The sequence below is a fragment of the Streptomyces pseudoechinosporeus genome (assembly GCF_054783935.1).
Genome location: NZ_BAAGPS010000005.1, coordinates 591869 through 609907 on the forward strand (window position 1 = coordinate 591869; position 18039 = coordinate 609907).

Genomic DNA, 18039 nt, shown 5'->3' on the forward strand with positions numbered 1-18039 from the left:
GACGAGGACACGGTCGGTGGCGTGGGCGGAGCGTCGAGTTGGAGCGTCATACGAGCTCGTACAGATCGTGCAGGGCCGAGTCAGGCACCTCGGCGGCCGGGCGGTCGAGGACGATGCGGCCCTCGCGCAGGCCCACCACGCGCGTGCAGTGCTCGCGGGCGAGCGCGGGCTGGTGCAGGCTGACGACGAGCGTGCGTACGGGCTGAAAATCAGCGGCACCGAGCAGGTCGAGGACCCCCGCCGCTCGCACCGGATCGAGGCTGGCCACCGGCTCGTCGGCCACCACCAGCTCCGGCGACTGCACCAGGAGCCGGGCGATCGCCACCCGTTGCCGCTCGCCGCCGGAGAGGCGTTCGGTGCGTTCGTGGAGGGCCCAGCCCAGGTCGACCCGGTCGAGCGCGTCCCGGACCACGTCGAGCGAGCGCGGCCAGATGAGCGAGGTCAGCGCGCGGGCGGTGCTCCACTGGCCGAGCCGGCCCGCGTTGACGTTGTGCAGTACGCGGACCTGCTCGATCAGGGCGAGGTGCTGGCTCACCGAGCCGATACGCCGCTGAAGGTGCCGGCGCCGCGCGGCAGTCAGCCCCGCGAGTTCCTCACCGAAGACCTCCACCGTGCCCGTGGTCGGTTCCAGCGAGCCGTTGAGCAGGGCCAGGAGCGTACTTTTGCCAGCGCCGCTCGTACCGAGAACGGCGACCCGTTCCCCGGCGTGGATCGTCAGGTCCAGCTCGCGCAGCGCCTCGTGCGAGCCGAACCGGCGCCCCGCACCGCGGAGTTGGACGACGGGCGCGGCGCCCGACGTGCCGCTCACCGCAGCAGCCCCAGTTCACGGGCCACGTCCTCGATCCGGTCGTACGCGGAATTCCCGGCCCGTACGAAGGACTTGGCGCCGAAGAGCTTCAACAGCTCGGCATCCTCGGCGTTGCGGTGATCGAGCCCCAGGAGCAGGTCCAGCACCTTCTTCCGCGTACCGGCGCCGAAGGTGTCGTCGAGATCGGGACGTACGAGCCAGTGGTAGTCGGCGTAGCCGGGGGTGCGCCACAGCACGACCACCTTGCTCAGGTCGACCTCCTTCGCCGCGACCGTGGCCTTCCACACCTGCTCGTTGACGGCCCCGGCCTCGAAGCTGCCCTGGGCGACGACCTCGATGGTGGCGTCGTGGGAGCCGGAGAAACCCGGTTTCCCCCGCAGTTCGCTCTGCTCGAGCCCGGCCTGCCGCATGAAGTACTGAGGCATGAGCCGCCCGGAGGTGGACGTCTCGCTGCCGAAGCTGAGCGTGTGGCCCGCGAGGGCGCGCAGGCCGTCCGCCTTGGCGAACGGCCGCAGCCCCGAGTCCTTGTGGGCGATGAACAGGCTGTGGAAGTCGGCGTCGATGTCGCGTTGGGCGATGGCGGCGGCGCCCGGTACGCGCTCGCGTGCCTGGACGCCGGTCAGCCCGCCCATCCAGGCCAGGTGGATATCGCCGATCTCGAAGGCCCGTACTACGGCGGTGTAGTCGGTGACGGGGCGGTAGGCGACCTTCAGGCCGGTCGCGTCGGCGAACCGCTCGGCCACGGCCGGGTAGAGCCGGTTCAGGAGTTCGGGGTCCTGGTCGGGGATGGCGGAGATCCCGAGCTGTCGGGCACCCGACCCGCTGCCGCTCCCGCTTGCGCTGCCGCAGGCGCTCAGCAGGGCCGTCGCTCCGGTGGCTCCGGCGCCGAGGAGCAACGTACGACGGGTCATCGGTCGTACAGGCATGGACACTTCCTGGCCTTCCTGACGTTGCTGATGGTCCTGGGTGGGCTCAGTCGCGCGGCGACGCCCGCCCCGGTGCGACGGCGACCGTCACCGCGACCACCGCGACGGACAACAGGAAGGCCGCCGAGGTCGCGGTGCCGCCTAGGGAGGGATCGGTGAAGCCGATCTGGGCGTGCAGGGACAGCGCGGCGGCCACACCGACGAGTGCCGCCGCCCAGCCGAGGAAGGCGAACCGGCTGAAGGTGGCCACGAGCACCAGTGCGCCGGCCACCAGCAGCACGAGGCCGCCGAGGAGGTTGTACGCGCCGAGGCTGATCGACGGATCGGAGGACCCGAGGATGTAGCCGCGCGGGTCGAGGGGATCGTCACCGGCTGTGCCCAGCACCGTGACGGCGCCCGCGACCACCGCGACCGCGCCCCACACCAGGCCGAGGTTCCGGGCGGAGCCGAGGCGGGAGCGCACCGCGTCGACGGCGAACGCCCGCCCCGCCGAGGAGAACAGGATCACCACATGGGCGCCGATCATCAGCCAGTACGCCCATGGCCATTCGTGCGGCCCATAGGCGACCGAGAGGCCGATGGCCAGCGACTGGGCCACCCCGAGCAGCGCGGCGAGCCGCACCCAGGCACCCGACAGCAGCAGCACCGCGAGGGCGGTCTCGGAGATCAGCACCCCCCAGCCGAAGACCTGGATATTGGGCAGTACGGCGTGTTCCACGATCCAGCTGTACGGCGGCAGCACCGGGTCGCTCACGGCGAAGGCCGTGAACTTGTAGAGCCCGGTGCTGGTGTTCTCCCCGAAGTCCGGGGGCCGCTTCCACGCCACGTTGTAGAGCCACATGAGCCCGAGCAGGATGCGCAGGAAGGCGGCGGCGAAGGCCTGTTGACGAGGGACGGGGTCGGTCGCGGGGGCGAACAGCCAGCGCACGAGCGCGAGTTGGGGCGTACGAGTTCTGGTGGGCGCATCAGGCACAGCGGAACACCTCACGTCCCGACCGGTCGGCGGCGTCCTGGACGGCGAGTGTGTCCCGTACGACTCCGAAGACCTCGGCGAGCGGCAGCGGGGCGTCGGCGATCCGCAGATGCGGGTTGGTGACCGCCACCGGATGCCACCAGGCGCCGTCCACGGTGAGCGTCGGCTCCGGCTCCAGGCTCTCGAGCGCCACATGTACGCCCTTGTCGGCGAAGCCCTCCTGGGCCACCGGCCGGATGATCCGGTCCGGCAGGGCGATGCGGGCGTCGTCGAGGCGCCGGTGCAGCGCGTCGACGCCCTTGGGGTCCTCGTCGTACAGCGTCGCGGCCACCCGCACCCGGAACCCGAGCGAACGCGCCAGCTCGATCCCGTCGAACGCCCGCGCCCACGAGCCCGCGCCCCGCTGCCGGTCGTGCAGTTCGGGGGTGGCCGAGTCGAGGCTGATCTGGAGGACGACGTCGCGGTCCAGGCTTTCGAGGGTCTTCCGGCGGTTGCCCTTCGCGAAGATCATTCCGTTGGTCAGTACGGTGCGTTCCAGGCCGTCCGCCGCCTCGATGAGGGCGCCCAGCTCCGGGTGCATGAAGGGCTCACCGCCGGTGAGGAACACCTCGCGGCCGCCCTGGGCCCTGAACTCGTCGAACACCACGGTGGCGAGGGCCGCGTCGAAGCGCCGGGCGGCGGCCTTCGGGGAGGACTCGGCGCAGCAGTAGGCGCAGGCGAGGTTGCAGTCGAAGTTGGTGTAGATCCACAGCCGTCGGCCGACCGGCGTCCGCTCACCCTGGCTGAAAACGGTGCCCGGCTGCTCCGTACCACTGCTCTTGTCCCTCTCACCGGCCTTGCCGACCTTGCTCACGGCGAACCACCAAGGCCCCTGGTCCGACTCGGCCACCCGGGTGACGACGTCATGCCCGACGAGCTCGGCCCAGACCGGCAGATCGGTGTCCACACTCGCCTCCGCGCTGCGTACCCCGAGCAGGTCGCCGGGCTTCAGCCGCCGCATCGCGCGGGTGATCAGCAGCAGCAGACCGCTGCCGCAGTCCATGTCGCCGCCGTCGACCAGGGCGTCGACTTCGCCGAGGGGATTCGGCGGAGTCGACGCCCGATCCAGACCTGTCAGTTCGACCATGGTCCGACCGTAGCCATGGCCGAGCACGACAGGCAGTGGCTGGATCCTTACCGAACCATGACGGCGCCCGTCCGGGGTGCCGAGGCAGGCGCACCAGGTCTACGGTCGGACCATGACCGACCACGGCATCCAGCGTCCCGACGACCCGTCGACCCGGACGGAGTTCTGGGAGGGGGTCCACCACAGCAAGGACGTCGACGGAGTCTCCTGGTGGCAGTCGGTCCCGGGACTCTCCCTGGGCCTGGTCGACAAGGCCGGAGTCGGCCTCGACGAGCCGATCATCGACGTGGGCGCCGGCTGGTCGACCCTGGTGGACCACCTGCTCGAACGCGGCTACCGCGACCTCACGGCCGTGGACCTGTCCACCACCGCCCTCCGGACGGTCCGCGACCGCCTCGGCCCGGCAGGCGCGGACGTCACCCTCACCGTGGCCGACGTCCTCGACCTGCGCATGGACCGCGAGTACGCCCTGTGGCACGACCGCGCCGTCTACCACTTCCTCACCGAGCCCGACGAACGCGCCGACTACCTGACCTCCCTGAACCGCTCCCTGCGCCCGGGCGGCCGGCTCGTAGTGGCGACCTTCGGCCCCGACGGCCCCACCACCTGCAGCGGCCTCCCGATCGTCCGCTACACCCACACCGAGCTGGCCGCCCAGTTCCCCGGCTACGAACTCGTCGACACCGCGGGCGAAGAACACCGCACCCCCTGGGGCACGTCACAGCAGTTCACGGCGATCCTGATGCGCCGCCGCTGAGCCGCGAGAAACGGAACAGTCAGGCCATGTGCACCTCGAGTGCCGCCCGTACGCCGGACTCCAGCGCCCCCTCGATCCACGACGGCTTGACCGAGGTGTGGTCGCCGGCGAAGTGGAGCGGACCCTCGGGGGCGCGGATGGCGGCGAGGAGTTCGGTGTGCTGGCCGGGCAGGAGGACGGACGCCTCGCCGTACGCGTACGGGTCGCGGAGCCAGCTCTGGGTGCGGCCCGCGCCGGTGTAGAAGACCTCGACGCGCTGGCCGTACACCTGCTGAAGCCCGCGCAGCGCATGCGGATAGCGGGCGTCGTCGTCGAGCGAGTCCCAGCGGGAGGCGTCGTCGGCCCAGCTGTAGGAGGCGAGGACGACGCCTCCCTTGCTGCCGGGGACCGGGTGGGAGGGGTTGATCATGAAGCGGTTGGAGTTGTCGGAGACGGAGCCGCCGCCGATGATGTGCGCCGCCTCGGGCTGGTCGCGGCCGGCCCAGCGGTTGGCCGTGTAGTGGGCGCGCTGGGCGTCGCTGATGTGTCCGGACGGGACGGAGGGGTGCGCGCCCAGCAGACTCCCGTCGGCGGGCGCCTTGCCGCGCCGGTAGTCGTCGTACAGCCCGGGGCGTACGGCATCGAGCTCCCGCTTCCAGTCACCTTCGTCGAACTCCCACCAGCGGCGGGCGAATTCGATGAGCACCTTGGTCGCGCTGTCGTAGTGCAGCTCGGCGACGGCACGGCGTTTGCCGTACGTCATCAGCGGCCTGACCTGCACCTGCCGCAGCCCGGAGAACGGCACGGTCACGATCGCGAGGTCGCCGGTGAACTCCTCCCGTACGACCTTGCCGTCCCGCCCCTCGGACACCGTGTCGATCCATACGTGCGGGCCACCGGCGCGGACCTGCGACTGGTCGTCGTGCCGCTCCGGATCCCAGTACTCGATGTGCGTCGCGCGCCGGTCCAGGCGCAGCAGGTCGCGTACCTCCCGCAGCAACGCGTCCGGGAGCGTCGCCGTGCCGCCGACCAGCTCCCAGAACTCGGTGTCCGGGCTGATCAGGGACTGGCTGATGAAGCTGTGGACGAAGGACAGTGGCAGCCGTGAGGTCAGGTTCTCCAGGGTGCCGACGAGATCGATGGTGCGCTCGTCGAGGCCTGCCCGCTCGGTCAGGAACCGGTACATGGACCAGTCGCCGTACCGCTGGATCACCCGCGCCCAGCTGCGCACCCGCTCGGGCATGGGCTTGTCGACGCGCTTGCCGTCAGGACCGGCCGTGCTGAACTCGTCGCGTACGGGGTCGAGGGCGTCGCGCAGGATCTTGCTGGAGGGCGTGTCCCAGTACTTGCGCGGCACCCCGAAGGACCTGTTGATCCTGCGGGGCGCCTTGGCGTACTCGGAGCGGCGTACGCGGATGCCGTTGACGTGCAGCCAGGCATGGTTGACGGGCTTGCCCTCGCCGTCGACGTCCACGAGGTGGAACCGCCGCTTTTCGACGCCGAGTTGGTCGATCAGGCTCATCACCAGCGGATGGCTGCCGGGGATGCGCATGGCGCCGGCCTCGGCGTACTGCCGCGCATCGGCGAACGGCTGCGCCGCCTGCTCGTGCCCGCCGGTCCGGAAGGTCTTGATCCGGCCGCCGACACGGTTGCCGTTGGCCTCCAGCAGCGTGACGTCATGCCCGGCCCGCTTGAGCAGCCAGGCCGCCACAAGACCGGCCGGGCCCGCACCGACCACCAGGATCTTCTTGGCACCCTTGGTCTTCGGGCGGGGCAGACCGGAGTTGAGGATCTTCTTGTACGTCGGCACCAGCGGCCGGTTGTCGTCGTCGACGACCAGCAGCGCGCGGGCGACCGCGAGACAGGTGGTCCAGTCGGCAGTGGATCTCGGGGGGCAGGGTGCCTGTCGAGGCTCGGCCGGCGCCGCGGCGGCCTCGCCCGCCGTGGCCGGACCGAGCGCCGTCACGGTCGCGGCGGTACCGGCCACGGCCGTGAACTGCCGCCGGGAGAACGGACGATGAGGGCTGGCTGCGGTGCGGAGTTCATCCATGCGTCCTGGATAGGCGCCCCGGCGCACGTCCGACAGCGCGATCCCAGTTGATCACCTGAACGTGCGAGCGCACGGGTTGCGACCGCTGCCGCGCCCACCGCCCGAGCGCATGTGACGCCTCGTCACGCCCCTGATTACCCCACTGACCAGGCGCCCGGAGGTTTCGCCATCCTGAACGGGGATTTTCCCGGTGCCCGTACGGTCTCTGAGCTCGTATCCACTCCAGCAGGAAACTCAAAGTCAGCTTTAGTTTCGCGTCGAAGACCTGCGTGAAACTAAAGCTGACTTTGCTGTTCTCGTCGGCCTACGTGAAATCGTCGCCGTAGGCGGGCTCCGGCAGGCGCGCGCCGCGGCTCTCCGCGATGCGATGTACGTCGGTCAGGGACTCGGTCATCCGCGCGAGCAGGAACCGGAGTTGGGCCGGGGTGACCGTGTGGTCGGTGAGCATGTCGGCGGCGTGGTCGAGGAGGTCGCCCGCCATGCCGAGCTGGACGCTTTCGATGTTGTCCGCGACGCGCGAGAGATAGCCCGTGCCGTCGCCGATGAGGTAGGCGGGCCTGCCTTCCGGGGTGGACCACGGAAGCAGTCGTGGGGTGTCAGTGCGGTCGGTCATGCCGACACCTCTACACCGTGGATGAGGCGTGGCCTGTGAGATGCGGCTGTCGCCCGATGGCGACCTCGGGCGGGCAAAAGGAGCCGCAGCAGCGGCTCGATCAGCCTCGCGACAGCGTGGGTCATGTCATCAACTCCCTTGTGGTTGACGGCCACGCCCCTGGACCGGTGATGCGGCTACGGGTGTTCGTTGCGTGACCTTTCCCTCACAGCCTGTGGTCGGCGTCGCTACCCTGCCAGTAGGTCGGGCCTGACAACGCGGCTTTCAAGTACGGGAGTTGATCGCATGACGCAGGTGCGTAAGCCACGCTCACCCAGGGAGAAGTACGGGGAGGAGCTGAGGCTCCGGCGCATGGCGGCGGGCCTAACGCAGGAGGCGTTGAGTGACATCGTGGTGTGTTCACCCACGTTGATCAGCCATATCGAGGCGGGTCGCCGGTTGCCGAACCCTGATGACGCCAGGCGGATCGACAAGGCGCTGGGGACGGACGGGTTCTTCGAGCGTTGGCTGCTGGACCTTGAGTCGAAGTACGCCGACCACTTCGGACCTGTGGCGGAGTTGGAGCGGCTGGCCACACAGATCCAGCACTACGGCCTCTCGCTGGTGCCAGGCCTGTTGCAGACCGACGCCTACGCGCGTGCGGTCTTCCGTTCCTCGAGCCCGAACTACCGGCCGGAGGACCTTGACAAGCGCGTCGTCAACCGCCTCGAGAGGGCTCGCATCCTTGCTGATCCAACAGGCCCCGTAGTGTGGACGATGCTGGACGAGGCGGTACTCCGACGGAAAGTCGGCGGTCCGCATGTGATGGCTGAACAGCTTCACAAGATCGCGGACATGGCCGAGGCGGGACGTCTACGGCTGCATGTGCTGACGTTCGGGGCTGGTGAGCACGCCTTGATGGAGAGCATGGTCTCCTTGATGCGTTTCACCGACGCCCCGCCAGTCGCCTACGTCGAAGGGCTGCGCACCGGGCATCTGATGGAAGACCCGGCCCTGGTGAGCAGCTGCCAGTCGGCCTACGATCTGGCCCTGAGCGACGCTGAGTCGCACAAGGAATCACTAGCCCTTGTACGGGCGGCAGCAGAGGAACATGAACATGGGCAGCAGTAACCGCACCATCCCCGACGCGTCCGCCCTGACCGGGTGGCGCAAGTCCAGCTACAGCGGAGGCGGTAACGGCGACTGCCTCGAAGTGATCGACGGACACAGCACCGTCCCCGACGCATCCGCCCTCACCGGGTGGCGCAAGTCAAGCCACAGCGGCGGCAGCAACGGCGACTGCCTCGAAGTGATCGACGGACACAGCACCGTCCCCGTCCGTGACTCCAAGAACCCCCACGGCCCCGCCCTCCTCATCCCGACGGGCGGCTGGTCCTCGTTCGTCGACGCCGTCAAGGGCGGGCAGTTCCCCGTCTGAGCTCCACGCGTCCCCCGACCAAGTGGCCCCTGTCGTGCCTGACAGGGGCCCTGTCACGTCAGGCAGGCGCAATGCGGCGAGGTCGGCTCAGAGCGCGAGGAGACCCGCGGTCGTCGGCTTGAACCCGCAGGCGTCGAAGTAGAACGACTGCAGGTCGTCCTCGAAGTCGACGTGTAGCCATTCGCACTTGGCCGTACGGGCCTGTCGGGCGGCCTCGGCGACCAGCCCGGCTCCGATCCCGGAGCGGCGGTGGCTCACTGCGACCACGGTGTCCAGGATGAACGCGTGGACACCGCCGTCCCACGCGACGTTCACGAAGCCGACGAGATCACCGTCATGGCGTGCACAGACCCAGCCGAGACTGTGACCCCGCACCCGGGCCAGCCAGTCGATATCCGAGGTCCGATGGTCGAATCCCGCTGCATGCAGCGCATTGACGGCTGCGTTGTCGAAGTCGCCCCGCCACTCGTACGTGATCGTCATGACAAGAGCGTAGACCGCTGATTCTGACCGCTGATTCGGATGAACTGCCCGTGCCGGCCGCAGGGTTGATCGTCCGTGCGGAGGGCGTACCAGTGGTGTCCCCGGATGTGGCGGTCGGTCAGTGGGCGCGGTGGTGGGCCCATGGGTGCTGTTCCACGGCGTGAGCATTTCTCCCCACGGTGTTCAAGCATCGCTCGTTTGAGCACCTGAAGGGCATACTCCACGTCACCGTTCACGCTTTCTGCGGGCCTGCCCCCACACCCGCCGGTACTCCCCGCCGCCGGATTCACGTTCCGGGCGAACCACCCACCGACCGAGCGCGCGGGCGGACCCTCGCATCGTCCGGAGGTTCCGCCCGGCCCCCAACACCTTTTGCCGACGCCGTCGACGAAGACGCGTCAGTGGTGGTGGCCGTGTCGGCCGAGGGTCTCCACGGGGGTCGCGCCGGGGCGGGTCCACTGCGGCACGGGGCGGCTGGTCGGGCCCCAGGTGGCGTTCCCGTCCGCGTCCGAGCGCCAGGACCAGCACGGGCTGCGCCCCTCGGGCCAGCCCTCGGGGTTGTCCTCCCACGCCTCACCGCGGCCGTAGGGCGTCATGTCGAGCAGGCCGAGGGACCCGTTGACCCGCTCGTTGCCACGGCCCGTCGTGGAGTAGGTGAGGAACACGCGGTCGCCGTCGCGCAGGAAGCAGGTGAGGTAACCCATTTCTCCGCCGACCGGCGCCTCCACACCCCGCACCGAGTACCAGGGCTGGGTGTAGCCCATGAACTCGACGTAGGAGGCCACCTCGTCCGGGCGGCCCGTGGTCAGGATGGCGAACGAGACGCCGCGGGCGTTGAGGTAGACGGCGTCCTTCAGGTGCCAGGCCGTGGTGGTGCAGCCCTCGCACTGCCCCTGGTGCGGCGCGCCGTCGTACCACATGTGCTGGTAGACCACGAGCTCGTCGCGACCCTGGAACAGGTCCAGGAACGGGACCGGGCCGTCGGGTCCGACGACCTCGACCGTCCCGTCGAACTCCACCATCGGCAGCCGCCGCCGGGCCGCGGCGATCGCGTCGCCCTCGCGGGTGTGGGCCTTCTCGCGGACCAGAAGCTCGTCACGGGCCCTCTGCCAGGTGGCCAGGTCAACGACGGGCGGCCGGCCGGGCAGCGCGGTGGTCGGGTCGTCCGGTGTGGTCGTCATGGTGTCCTCCGTGGTGTCTCGTGCCGGGCAGCGTCGTACGACCTCCTACGACACTCACCAGAACAGACTCCCGACCCGGCCGGAACTCATCGCGGCAGGCGGCGCCCTCGGCCGATAACACTCCGTGCCGGTCGGCGGCAAGCCGAGCAGATCGATGCCCCGCCCAGGGGGATTGGTGCTTGCTTGTCCCCCGGGCGGGGCCCGATGTCATGCGGTGGGTGGGTCGTGTTCGGTGATGACGGTTACTTGAGGACCGCGTGTCAGGCATTGCTGATGCCGGCGCGCTGCGCGGGCCGCCCACGGAACCAGCGGTACGCGGCGCCGAGCGCGAACGCCTGGGTCACGGCGCCGACGGCGACCCCGACGAAGGACAGCGCGCCGGGAAGGGCCGCGAACAGCAGCGAGGTCGGGGCGGTGACGACGAAGAGCCAGACTCCCGCGAGACTGGCGTCCGCGTGCTCGACGAAGAGTGCGTCCAGCCCGACCCAGACGCCGACGGCGGCCACGAGGGCCAGATAGCCGAGGGCAGCGGGGTTCACCAGGTTGTGGCGGAGGGTCTGGGACAGGGAACGCGACGAGGCAGCCATTTCTGAACTCCTTTGAGACGGTGTGGTGTTGCTCGGTTTGTTGAGGTCAACCATGTCGTCGGGGAGCGGCTGCCGCCTGAGTACCCGTACCTATGTCTGTGTCCGCGATCGGACGCAACTGGGGCCCGGGTCAACGACCCGGGCCCCACGCCGTACGCGAACCGTCAGTCGGCGGTCTGCGCCGGATTCGCCGTGACCCTGCGCAGCAGTGGCCTGCTGCCGCTGATCGCCATGAACATCGCCAGCGCGCCGAGGAGTACGCAGACGGTGAGTTGGATGGCGCCGGAGGTGTTGATGGTGGAGTCGGCCAGCTTGTTGAGTTGGTAGGCGCCGTAGACGCCCATGGCCGTGGTGCCGCCGGCCAGGACGACCAGGGGGAGGACTGTTTCGCGGATCCTGGCGCGGTCCAGGGTCTTCAGCGGGGTGCCGGACAGCCGCAGCAGGCCGTAGACGCGGCGGCGGTCGAGGACGTTCGCCGCGGCGGTGAGGCCGGCGGAGGCGGTGGCGATGAGGAAGCTCAGGGCCAGGGTGGCGGTGCTGGCCGCAGCGATGCGGTCGGTGATCGTGTCGTCGCTCGCGTTCACGTAGTCCTGGGTGAGGGGGAGGCCGCCCGCTGCGACGGGGGTCAGGGCGGTGACGGCGGCGTCGATCTGCTCGGGGCCGCCGGTGACGTGGGCGATCACGCCCTCCTCGCCGAACAGCACGGTGTCGAAGTTGTCGTCGCCCGGGATCGTGACCTTCGCCTGGATGCCCGCCTCGCGCAGCAGCGTACGGGCCTCGGTGGCGGTGTGGCGGGCTGCGGCGGCGTCCGAGGTGACCACCCCGACCTGGCCCGGAGTGTCGGCGAAGCCGATGTCCAGCTGGCTGACGGAGAAGAAGCCGGCCACGAACCCGGCCAGCACCAGGCCGCTGACGGTGCGCCAGGCGCCGCGCGGGTCGTCGCTGAGCCTGCGTGCGGCCAGCAGGGTCGCCGGGCGGCGGGCGAAGCGGGCCACGATCCGGCCCAGCCGGTCCACGACCCACGGGCCGAACAGCCAGAACGCGGCGTAGAACAGGATCAGGAGCGTGATCAGCTGCCGAGTGTTCAACTGGCCGCCGCCCGAGCTCATGTAGATGTAGATGAGGGCTCCGACGAACAGCACGAGACGGATCGCGCGGGTGCGGCGCGGGTTCGACTGCTGGGCGACACCCAGCGGCGAGGTCGCCACCTGGCGCAGCATCGACACCGCGCTCACGGTGATGAGGACGGTGACCGCCGCCACCACCGCCGCCAGCCACGGCAGCCCCACCCACAGCTGACCGGTGTACCAGCCGCCGACGCCGTACGGGATCTCGGCGAGGACGGGCAGCAGCGCCCCGTACGCGACCGCGCCCGCCAGGGCCCCGGCCGCGCCGACGCCCGCCGCCTCGACGGCGGTCATCGCGAGGATCTGCCGCGGGGTCGCCCCGGCCAACCGCAGTGCGGCGAGCCGCTGTTCGCGCCGGGCCGCGCCCAGCCGCCCGGCCGCGGAAGCCAGTACGACCACGGGCATCACCAGCAGCACCACGCCCAGCAGCACTGCTCCCTGGTCGCTCCCGGTGGACAGGGTCGCCTTGGGCTTGGCCGCGGAGAAGTCGGAGATCATGGCGCGTTCGGTCTGTCCCTCGTCGTACCAGTTGCCGCCGTCGGCCGCCTTGGAGAGCGCCGGGTCGGTCGGGGCACGTCCTACGACGGCGACGAGTTCGTCGGGCGAGGCCAGTCCGGCCGCGCCGATCGTTCCGTACGACTTCACCTTCGGGAAACGGTCGGCCAGTTGGCCGGCGGGCAGCTTCCGCATCAGCTCGGCCAGGGCGGGCGAGACGTACATCTCGCCCTGCTTCGGGAACGAGCTCAGTCCGGGCGGCGCGTTGGTCGCCCCGCGGCCGGGCAGCTGGGCCAGCGAGACGACGGAGACGGGCTCGTCGCGTACGTACGTCGTGGCCAGGGCCTGGACCGCGGTCGCTTCCTTCGCGGGTACGGCGGCCGGGGTGCGCCAGGTCGTGTGGTCGGCGCGGGCGCCGGAGCCGAGCGCGGCGGCGACCATCACCAGCATCACGAACGCGCCGACGGCGGCGGCCCCGGCCGCGAGCAGCTGGCTCTGCAGGCCGCGGCGGCCGGAGGACCGGGCGAGGTGCCAGGTCAGGGGCAGGACAGGGGAACGCATGAGGTCTCCGGGAGGGGAGGGGCGGGGAGGGTGGTGACGGGGGTCGGGCGGGCGACCGTGTACTGGCTGGGATCCGGGCTGTGTCCGGGAGGGCCGGGTCAGGCGACCGTGTACTGGCTGTGGCCGCTGATCCGGCCGTCCCGTACCTGGAGGATCCGGTGGCAGTGGGCGGCGACGTCGGCGTCGTGCGTGACCATCACGAGGGCGGCGCCCTGGGAGCGGGTGACGGAGGTGAGGAGCTGCACGACTTCGGTGCTGGTGTTCTGGTCCAGGGCGCCGGTCGGTTCGTCGGCGAAGACCACGTCCGGTTCGATGACGAGTGCACGGGCGATGGCGACGCGCTGGGCCTGGCCGCCGGACAGCTGGCCGGGGCGGCGGCCCTCCAGGCCGTCGAGGCCGAGCGGCGCGAACCAGCGGCGGGCCCGCTCGACGGCTGCCTTACGGGGTACGCCCTCCAGCATCAGCGGTAGGGCGACGTTCTCCTCGGCGGGCAGCTCCGGCAGCAGCTGGCCGAACTGGAAGACGAAGCCGAAACGCTTGCGGCGCAGGGCGCTGAGCCGGTTCTCGCCGAGGTTGTCGATGCGCTCGTCACGCACCAGCACCTGGCCGCCGTCCGGACGGATGATCCCGGCGAGGACATGGAGAAGGGTCGACTTGCCGGAGCCGGACGGGCCCATGATCGCCAGTGAGTCGCGCTCGCGGACCTCCACGTCCACGCCCGCGAGAGCCATGGTGGAGCCGTACTTCTTGATGAGGCCGTGACCGGCCAGGACGGTGCTCATAATGTGTCTGCCCTCTCTCAGATGGCTTCTCAGCGCTCGAACTTCCAGGTGATGGAGGAGTCCGTCGCCTTCACCACGGACACCGGGATGGAGACGCTCTTGCCGGCGTCGTCCTTGGCGGTGCAGGTGAGGGTGACCCCGGCCACCGCCTTCAGTCCGGTCGGGCAGGTCACGCCGGTGACCTTCTCCCCGACCCAGGGCAGCGGGTTGTACTTGCTCTGGGTGCGGGTCGCGACGATGTTCGGCGACAGAGCCTTGTGACCGTCCACCGTCACCATGCTGTATTCGTCGAGGGAGGTGGTCGACTCGGTCCCGGAGAGCAGATAGGTGCCGACACCGCCCAGGGCGACCACGGCCGTCGCACCGCCGATGACGCCGATGAGGAACTTGCGCTGCATCACGTACTCCTGAAGTCGGAGGAATGGAGCCCCTGTTGGCCGCAGGAGAGGAACTCCTGATGGCCAGCGGGAGGAAGTGGCTCCACCCTCGCCCGCGGGCCCGGGCGCGCGCCTCAGCCGAACGGTCAGGGATCGCACGGTCCGCGCGGCGGCTCCTCGGCCATTCGGCCGAGGACGACGGCGATGGCCTCACCTACCGTTTTCGGCATGAGATCCCCTTCTGCCCGTGGCTGCCTCCGGGGCTTCGCCGTGGGCGTCCTGCTCGCGGCCTCGGGCGTCGACCTGCTGTACGCGGCCACTTTCTTCGGCCCCAGCCTCTTGCCGGAGGCGGTGCTTCTGGTCGTCGGGCTCGCCGCCGTGCTGTGGCCGACCGAGCGTCGGCCGGAGTGGCTCACCCCGCAGGTGCGCACCACCGTTCCCGCCCTCCTGTCGCTGCTCTACACGGCACTCGCGCTGCTCGTCCCCTGGGAGACCCTGTTCGGCCCGGGCGAGGCGATGATCCTGCTGTGCCTGCTGTTCATCGCCGTACGGCACTGCCCGCCGCGCCGGGTGCTGGCCTGCGCCGTACTGGACGGCGGCGCGCTCCTTGTCATGCCGATGCGCTACTTCCACCCGGGGCGGGAAGAGACGCTGGCGTTCGCGGTGATGGGGCTGGTCCTGATCGGTCTCGTCGCCGGACTCGCGGGCTACCTGCGATCGCTGGACTACCGCAGGACGGTGGCGGTCACCGAGACCCGCCGGGGCGAACGCTTCGCCATCGCCGCCGATCTGCACGACTTCGTCGCCCACCACGTCACCGGCATCCTGGTGCAGACCCAGATGGCCCGCATGATGGCGGCCACCCGGCCCGACGAGCTCGACCCCGTCCTCGCGGGCATCGAACGCGCGGCCACGGAGGCCCTGGCCTCGATGCGCCGCACCGTCGGCGTACTCCGCGACACCGGGCCCGAGGCGGCCGACCACCGCCCGGTGGGCGACCTGGCGGGCCTCACCGAACTGACCGAAGGCTTCGCCGCCCCCGGCCAGCAGGTCACCCTGCATCGCGATCCCGCACTCCCCGACGATCTCCCGCACGAGGTGCAGGCCGCGGCCTTCCGGGTAGTCCAGGAGGCCCTGACCAACGTACGGCGGCACGCGTCCGACGCCACCGAGATCACCGTGAGCGTGCGCCACGACGGCGACCGGCTGGAGGTCAGGGTGACGGACGACGGGCGGGGCGGCACCCAGCTCCCGGCCGCCGCACACGGCGGCGGCTTCGGCCTGGTCGGACTGACGGAACGGGTCACCGCGCTGGGGGGCGAGCTGCATGCGGGGCCGCGGGCCGGGCACGGGTGGGAGGTTCGGGGGGTGTTTCCGGCGGCTGCGGTGCACAAGCCCTGGCGCTTGCAGAAGTCCTGAGGGGTGCGCCAGTCCTCAGAGGTGCGGAGGCCTGACGGTCGCGGAAGCCCTGATGGTCCCGGCAGCCCTGACGTTCGTGTGCTGTTGGCCACGTACTCGCGGCCCTCTCCTCGTCATGCGCGACAGCTATCGTGGCGAAGCAAATCGAACGTGATGTACGTGAGCAAAATTGGCGGAGGCTGGGCGGTGTCGGACGAGGGACGGCTCGTTGCCGGGCGGTACCGGCTGGCCGAGCGGATCGGCCGGGGCGGCATGGGCACGGTGTGGCGCGCCGAGGACGAGGTCCTGGGCCGCCAGATCGCACTGAAGCGACTGCATACGCACCACCTGTCCGGCGAGGAACTCGCCACGCTGTACGAGCGCATGCGGCGCGAGGCGCGCAGCGCGGCCCGTATCGCCCATCCCAACGTGGTCGTCGTGCACGACGTCGTCGACGACGAGGGGCTGCCCTGCGTCGTCATGGAGTACGTGCCCTCGGTCACACTCGGCGACCTGCTCAAGAGCGAGCGGACCCTCCCGCCCGCGGAGGCGGCCCGGATCGGCCTCGGCATGATCGCCGCCCTGCGCGCAGCCCACGCCGCCGGAGTGCTGCACCGCGACGTGAAGCCCGGCAACGTACTGCTCGCCTCCGACGGCCGCGTGGTCCTCACCGACTTCGGCATCGCGATGACGGTCGGCACCTCGACGCTGACGAAGACCGGCGAGATGGTCGGTTCGATCGACTACATGGCGCCCGAGCGGATGCGGGGCCTCACCCCCGGACCGGCCTCGGACCTGTGGGCGCTGGGCGCCACGCTCCACCAGGTGGTGGAGGGACGGCCACCGTTCCGCAAGGCCACGGCGATGGAGACGGCGTACGCCATCGCCACCGACCCCCTGGGACCGATGACGCAGGCCGGTGCGCTGGAGCCGCTCATCGAGGCGTTGCTGGTGAAGGACCCGAACGAGCGGCCTTCGGCGGAGCAGACGGAGCGGGCGCTGCGGACGGTACGGGCGGGGGAGCCGACGGAGGTGCTTCGGTCGGCGGCGTTCGCGAGGACGGGGACGCGGACGGGTTCGGTCGCGGGCTCGGTGACTGGTTCAGGGGCGGGTTCGGTGACGGGCTCGGCAGCCGGTCGGGGCCGGGGGCCGGACGTGCCGGACGCGTCAGAGGTGCCGGGCGCGTCGGACGCGCCGGACGGACCCACCTGGGCGGACACCGGCGGGGACGGTCGGGGCCGGGAACGCAGCCGGGGCAGTGGCCGGGGCCACAAGCGCCGCGCCCTGCTCTGGAGCACCGTGGCCGCGACGGTCGCGGGCGCGGCCGTCGCAGGCGCCCTCTACGCGACGGCGTACGAGGGCGGGGCGACGGACGACGGCGCCGCGCGGAACCCCGGTCCGACCACCGCACCGCCGTACAAGCCGCCGCCCGTGCCCGAGGGATACCACCTGGTCCGCGACAAACGCCTCGGCGTCTCCTTCCCCGTACCGGACGGCTGGAAGGCCGCCAAGAGGACCACCGAAGAGGTCACCTACACCGACCCGACCAAGCTGGCCGGCATCACGATCGGCGTCGTGGACCCCGCCGGCTCGCACCCCGTCGAGCACTTCAAGACCATCGAGGCCAACACCAAGGTCAACTACCCGAACTCGTACCGCAAACTGCGCATGCAGAGGACCACGTTCCGCGGACAGCCCGCCGCGGTATGGGAGTTCACGTTCCAGGGCCGCGCGCGGGCGTTCCGCGCCATCGACCTCGGTTACGGCCGGGAGGGCGCCAAGGAGTACGACATCTACCTCTCGGCCCCGGACGCCCAGTGGGCCACCTACCGCCCCGTCTTCGACAAGGTCAGGAACGGCTTCACCACGACGGGCTGAGGCGAAGACGTACAGCCGCAGCACCAGAAACCGCCCGATTCCGGCAAGCCCGGCGGCGCTGAGGTACACGGCCTGCTCGGTCAGTACCCCGGGCGACGACTGCACCGTGTGGAGACCGAACATCGCGGCACAGGTCACCAGATAGGCGGCCGTGGCCGATCCCGCGGACTGCCAGTGCTGACGCCATCCGGCCCGCCGCCCGGCCCCGAAGGTGAAGCGGGCGTGCAGCTCCGTGCAGAGGAGGGTAGAGCCGACGGTGACCAGGGCGTTCGCCACCACCCAGGGCATCAACGCGGCCAGCAGCCCCACGGCACCACTGGAGAGGACCCCGATCCCGCCGCCGCACAGGACGAAGCGGGCGAAGGAAGCGAGGGGGCCGGGAGGTACGGGGGCGGCCGAGGTCCGGCGTATGTCGGCCGCGTTCATGGCGGTTTCCTTCCGGCAGGTGGGAGCGGTGAACCTCTCGGATCAACCGGCTCCAACCCTGCCGCCACCAGCCCACAAACACGATGACGCCCACT

Annotated in this window: 17 protein-coding genes and 1 pseudogene; 5 read left to right on the forward strand and 13 right to left on the reverse strand. The window is 70.6% G+C overall.

The features are described 5' to 3' along the window. Positions 1-46 precede the first annotated feature (46 nt). The 4 genes from ACYVO6_RS09490 to ACYVO6_RS09505 are packed head-to-tail and all read right to left on the reverse strand — an operon-like array spanning position 47 to position 3833. Positions 47-808, reverse strand: a complete 762-nt coding sequence (locus ACYVO6_RS09490) for a phosphonate ABC transporter ATP-binding protein (protein ID WP_461059234.1) — start codon at positions 806-808, stop codon at positions 47-49. Continuing rightward, the gene (locus ACYVO6_RS09495; protein WP_461059236.1) at positions 805-1734 is read right to left on the reverse strand and encodes a putative selenate ABC transporter substrate-binding protein; all 930 of its coding nucleotides are present in this window, start codon (positions 1732-1734) and stop codon (positions 805-807) included. The genes ACYVO6_RS09490 and ACYVO6_RS09495 overlap by 4 nt, the downstream gene beginning before the upstream one ends. Positions 1735-1780: 46 nt before the next feature. Further along, complete coding sequence (locus ACYVO6_RS09500; protein WP_461059238.1) at positions 1781-2707, reverse strand: Rv1678 family membrane protein; 927 nt, start codon at positions 2705-2707, stop codon at positions 1781-1783. Next, positions 2700-3833 (reverse strand): radical SAM protein, encoded by a 1134-nt coding sequence (locus ACYVO6_RS09505; protein WP_461059240.1) that lies wholly within the window; start codon positions 3831-3833, stop codon positions 2700-2702. The genes ACYVO6_RS09500 and ACYVO6_RS09505 overlap by 8 nt, the downstream gene beginning before the upstream one ends. 112 nt (positions 3834-3945) lie before the next feature. Between ACYVO6_RS09505 and ACYVO6_RS09510 the strand changes: the two genes are divergently transcribed. Beyond that, positions 3946-4590, forward strand: coding sequence for a class I SAM-dependent methyltransferase (locus ACYVO6_RS09510; protein ID WP_461059242.1), 645 nt, complete (start codon positions 3946-3948; stop codon positions 4588-4590). Between the two features lie 19 nt (positions 4591-4609). Here the strand turns inward: ACYVO6_RS09510 and ACYVO6_RS09515 are convergent, their stop codons facing one another. Both ACYVO6_RS09515 and ACYVO6_RS09520 read right to left on the reverse strand, forming a co-directional pair. Then, the gene (locus tag ACYVO6_RS09515) at positions 4610-6619 is read right to left on the reverse strand and encodes a flavin monoamine oxidase family protein (RefSeq protein ID WP_461059244.1); all 2010 of its coding nucleotides are present in this window, start codon (positions 6617-6619) and stop codon (positions 4610-4612) included. Between the two features lie 304 nt (positions 6620-6923). Beyond that, a complete protein-coding gene (locus ACYVO6_RS09520) occupies positions 6924-7232 on the reverse strand; it encodes a hypothetical protein (RefSeq protein WP_461059246.1) in 309 nt (102 codons plus the stop codon). A 285-nt stretch (positions 7233-7517) separates the two neighbouring features. On the opposite strand from ACYVO6_RS09520, the gene ACYVO6_RS09525 reads away from it, so the two are divergent. Together ACYVO6_RS09525 and ACYVO6_RS09530 are read left to right on the forward strand one after the other, a co-directional pair. After that, positions 7518-8342: a helix-turn-helix domain-containing protein gene (locus ACYVO6_RS09525; RefSeq protein WP_461059248.1), complete on the forward strand. Its 825-nt coding sequence runs from the start codon at positions 7518-7520 to the stop codon at positions 8340-8342. Further along, a complete protein-coding gene (locus ACYVO6_RS09530; protein WP_461059250.1) occupies positions 8329-8649 on the forward strand; it encodes a DUF397 domain-containing protein in 321 nt (106 codons plus the stop codon). Before ACYVO6_RS09525 ends, ACYVO6_RS09530 begins: the two co-directional genes overlap by 14 nt. 87 nt (positions 8650-8736) lie before the next feature. On the opposite strand, the gene ACYVO6_RS09535 is transcribed toward ACYVO6_RS09530, so the two are convergent. From ACYVO6_RS09535 to ACYVO6_RS09560, 6 genes are all read right to left on the reverse strand, one after another. Next, positions 8737-9132 (reverse strand): GNAT family N-acetyltransferase, encoded by a 396-nt coding sequence (locus ACYVO6_RS09535; RefSeq protein WP_461059252.1) that lies wholly within the window; start codon positions 9130-9132, stop codon positions 8737-8739. Positions 9133-9530: 398 nt separating this feature from the next. Then, a complete protein-coding gene (locus ACYVO6_RS09540; RefSeq protein ID WP_461059254.1) occupies positions 9531-10313 on the reverse strand; it encodes a DUF899 domain-containing protein in 783 nt (260 codons plus the stop codon). Between the two features lie 260 nt (positions 10314-10573). Next, the gene (locus ACYVO6_RS09545) at positions 10574-10900 is read right to left on the reverse strand and encodes an SCO4225 family membrane protein (protein ID WP_461059256.1); all 327 of its coding nucleotides are present in this window, start codon (positions 10898-10900) and stop codon (positions 10574-10576) included. A 164-nt stretch (positions 10901-11064) separates the two neighbouring features. Continuing rightward, the gene (locus ACYVO6_RS09550) at positions 11065-13083 is read right to left on the reverse strand and encodes an FtsX-like permease family protein (RefSeq protein ID WP_461059258.1); all 2019 of its coding nucleotides are present in this window, start codon (positions 13081-13083) and stop codon (positions 11065-11067) included. Positions 13084-13181: 98 nt separating this feature from the next. Beyond that, positions 13182-13865 carry an ABC transporter ATP-binding protein gene (locus tag ACYVO6_RS09555; protein WP_461059260.1) on the reverse strand — a complete coding sequence of 228 codons (684 nt, stop codon included), beginning with the start codon at positions 13863-13865 and terminating at the stop codon, positions 13182-13184. A gap of 29 nt (positions 13866-13894) precedes the next feature. Then, entirely contained in the window at positions 13895-14263 is a 369-nt protein-coding gene (locus tag ACYVO6_RS09560; protein WP_461059262.1) for a DUF4333 domain-containing protein, read from the reverse strand. A gap of 207 nt (positions 14264-14470) precedes the next feature. Here ACYVO6_RS09560 and ACYVO6_RS09565 point away from each other — a divergent pair, with 207 nt between their 5' ends. Together ACYVO6_RS09565 and ACYVO6_RS09570 are read left to right on the forward strand one after the other, a co-directional pair. Continuing rightward, the gene (locus ACYVO6_RS09565; RefSeq protein ID WP_461059264.1) at positions 14471-15661 is read left to right on the forward strand and encodes a sensor histidine kinase; all 1191 of its coding nucleotides are present in this window, start codon (positions 14471-14473) and stop codon (positions 15659-15661) included. Positions 15662-15847: 186 nt separating this feature from the next. After that, positions 15848-17518 carry a serine/threonine-protein kinase gene (locus tag ACYVO6_RS09570; RefSeq protein ID WP_461059363.1) on the forward strand — a complete coding sequence of 557 codons (1671 nt, stop codon included), beginning with the start codon at positions 15848-15850 and terminating at the stop codon, positions 17516-17518. Here the strand turns inward: ACYVO6_RS09570 and ACYVO6_RS09575 are convergent. Next, positions 17510-17944, reverse strand: a pseudogene (locus ACYVO6_RS09575) (GtrA domain-containing protein); the annotation flags it as partial. The gene ACYVO6_RS09570 and the pseudogene ACYVO6_RS09575 overlap by 9 nt on opposite strands. Positions 17945-18039 lie beyond the last annotated feature (95 nt).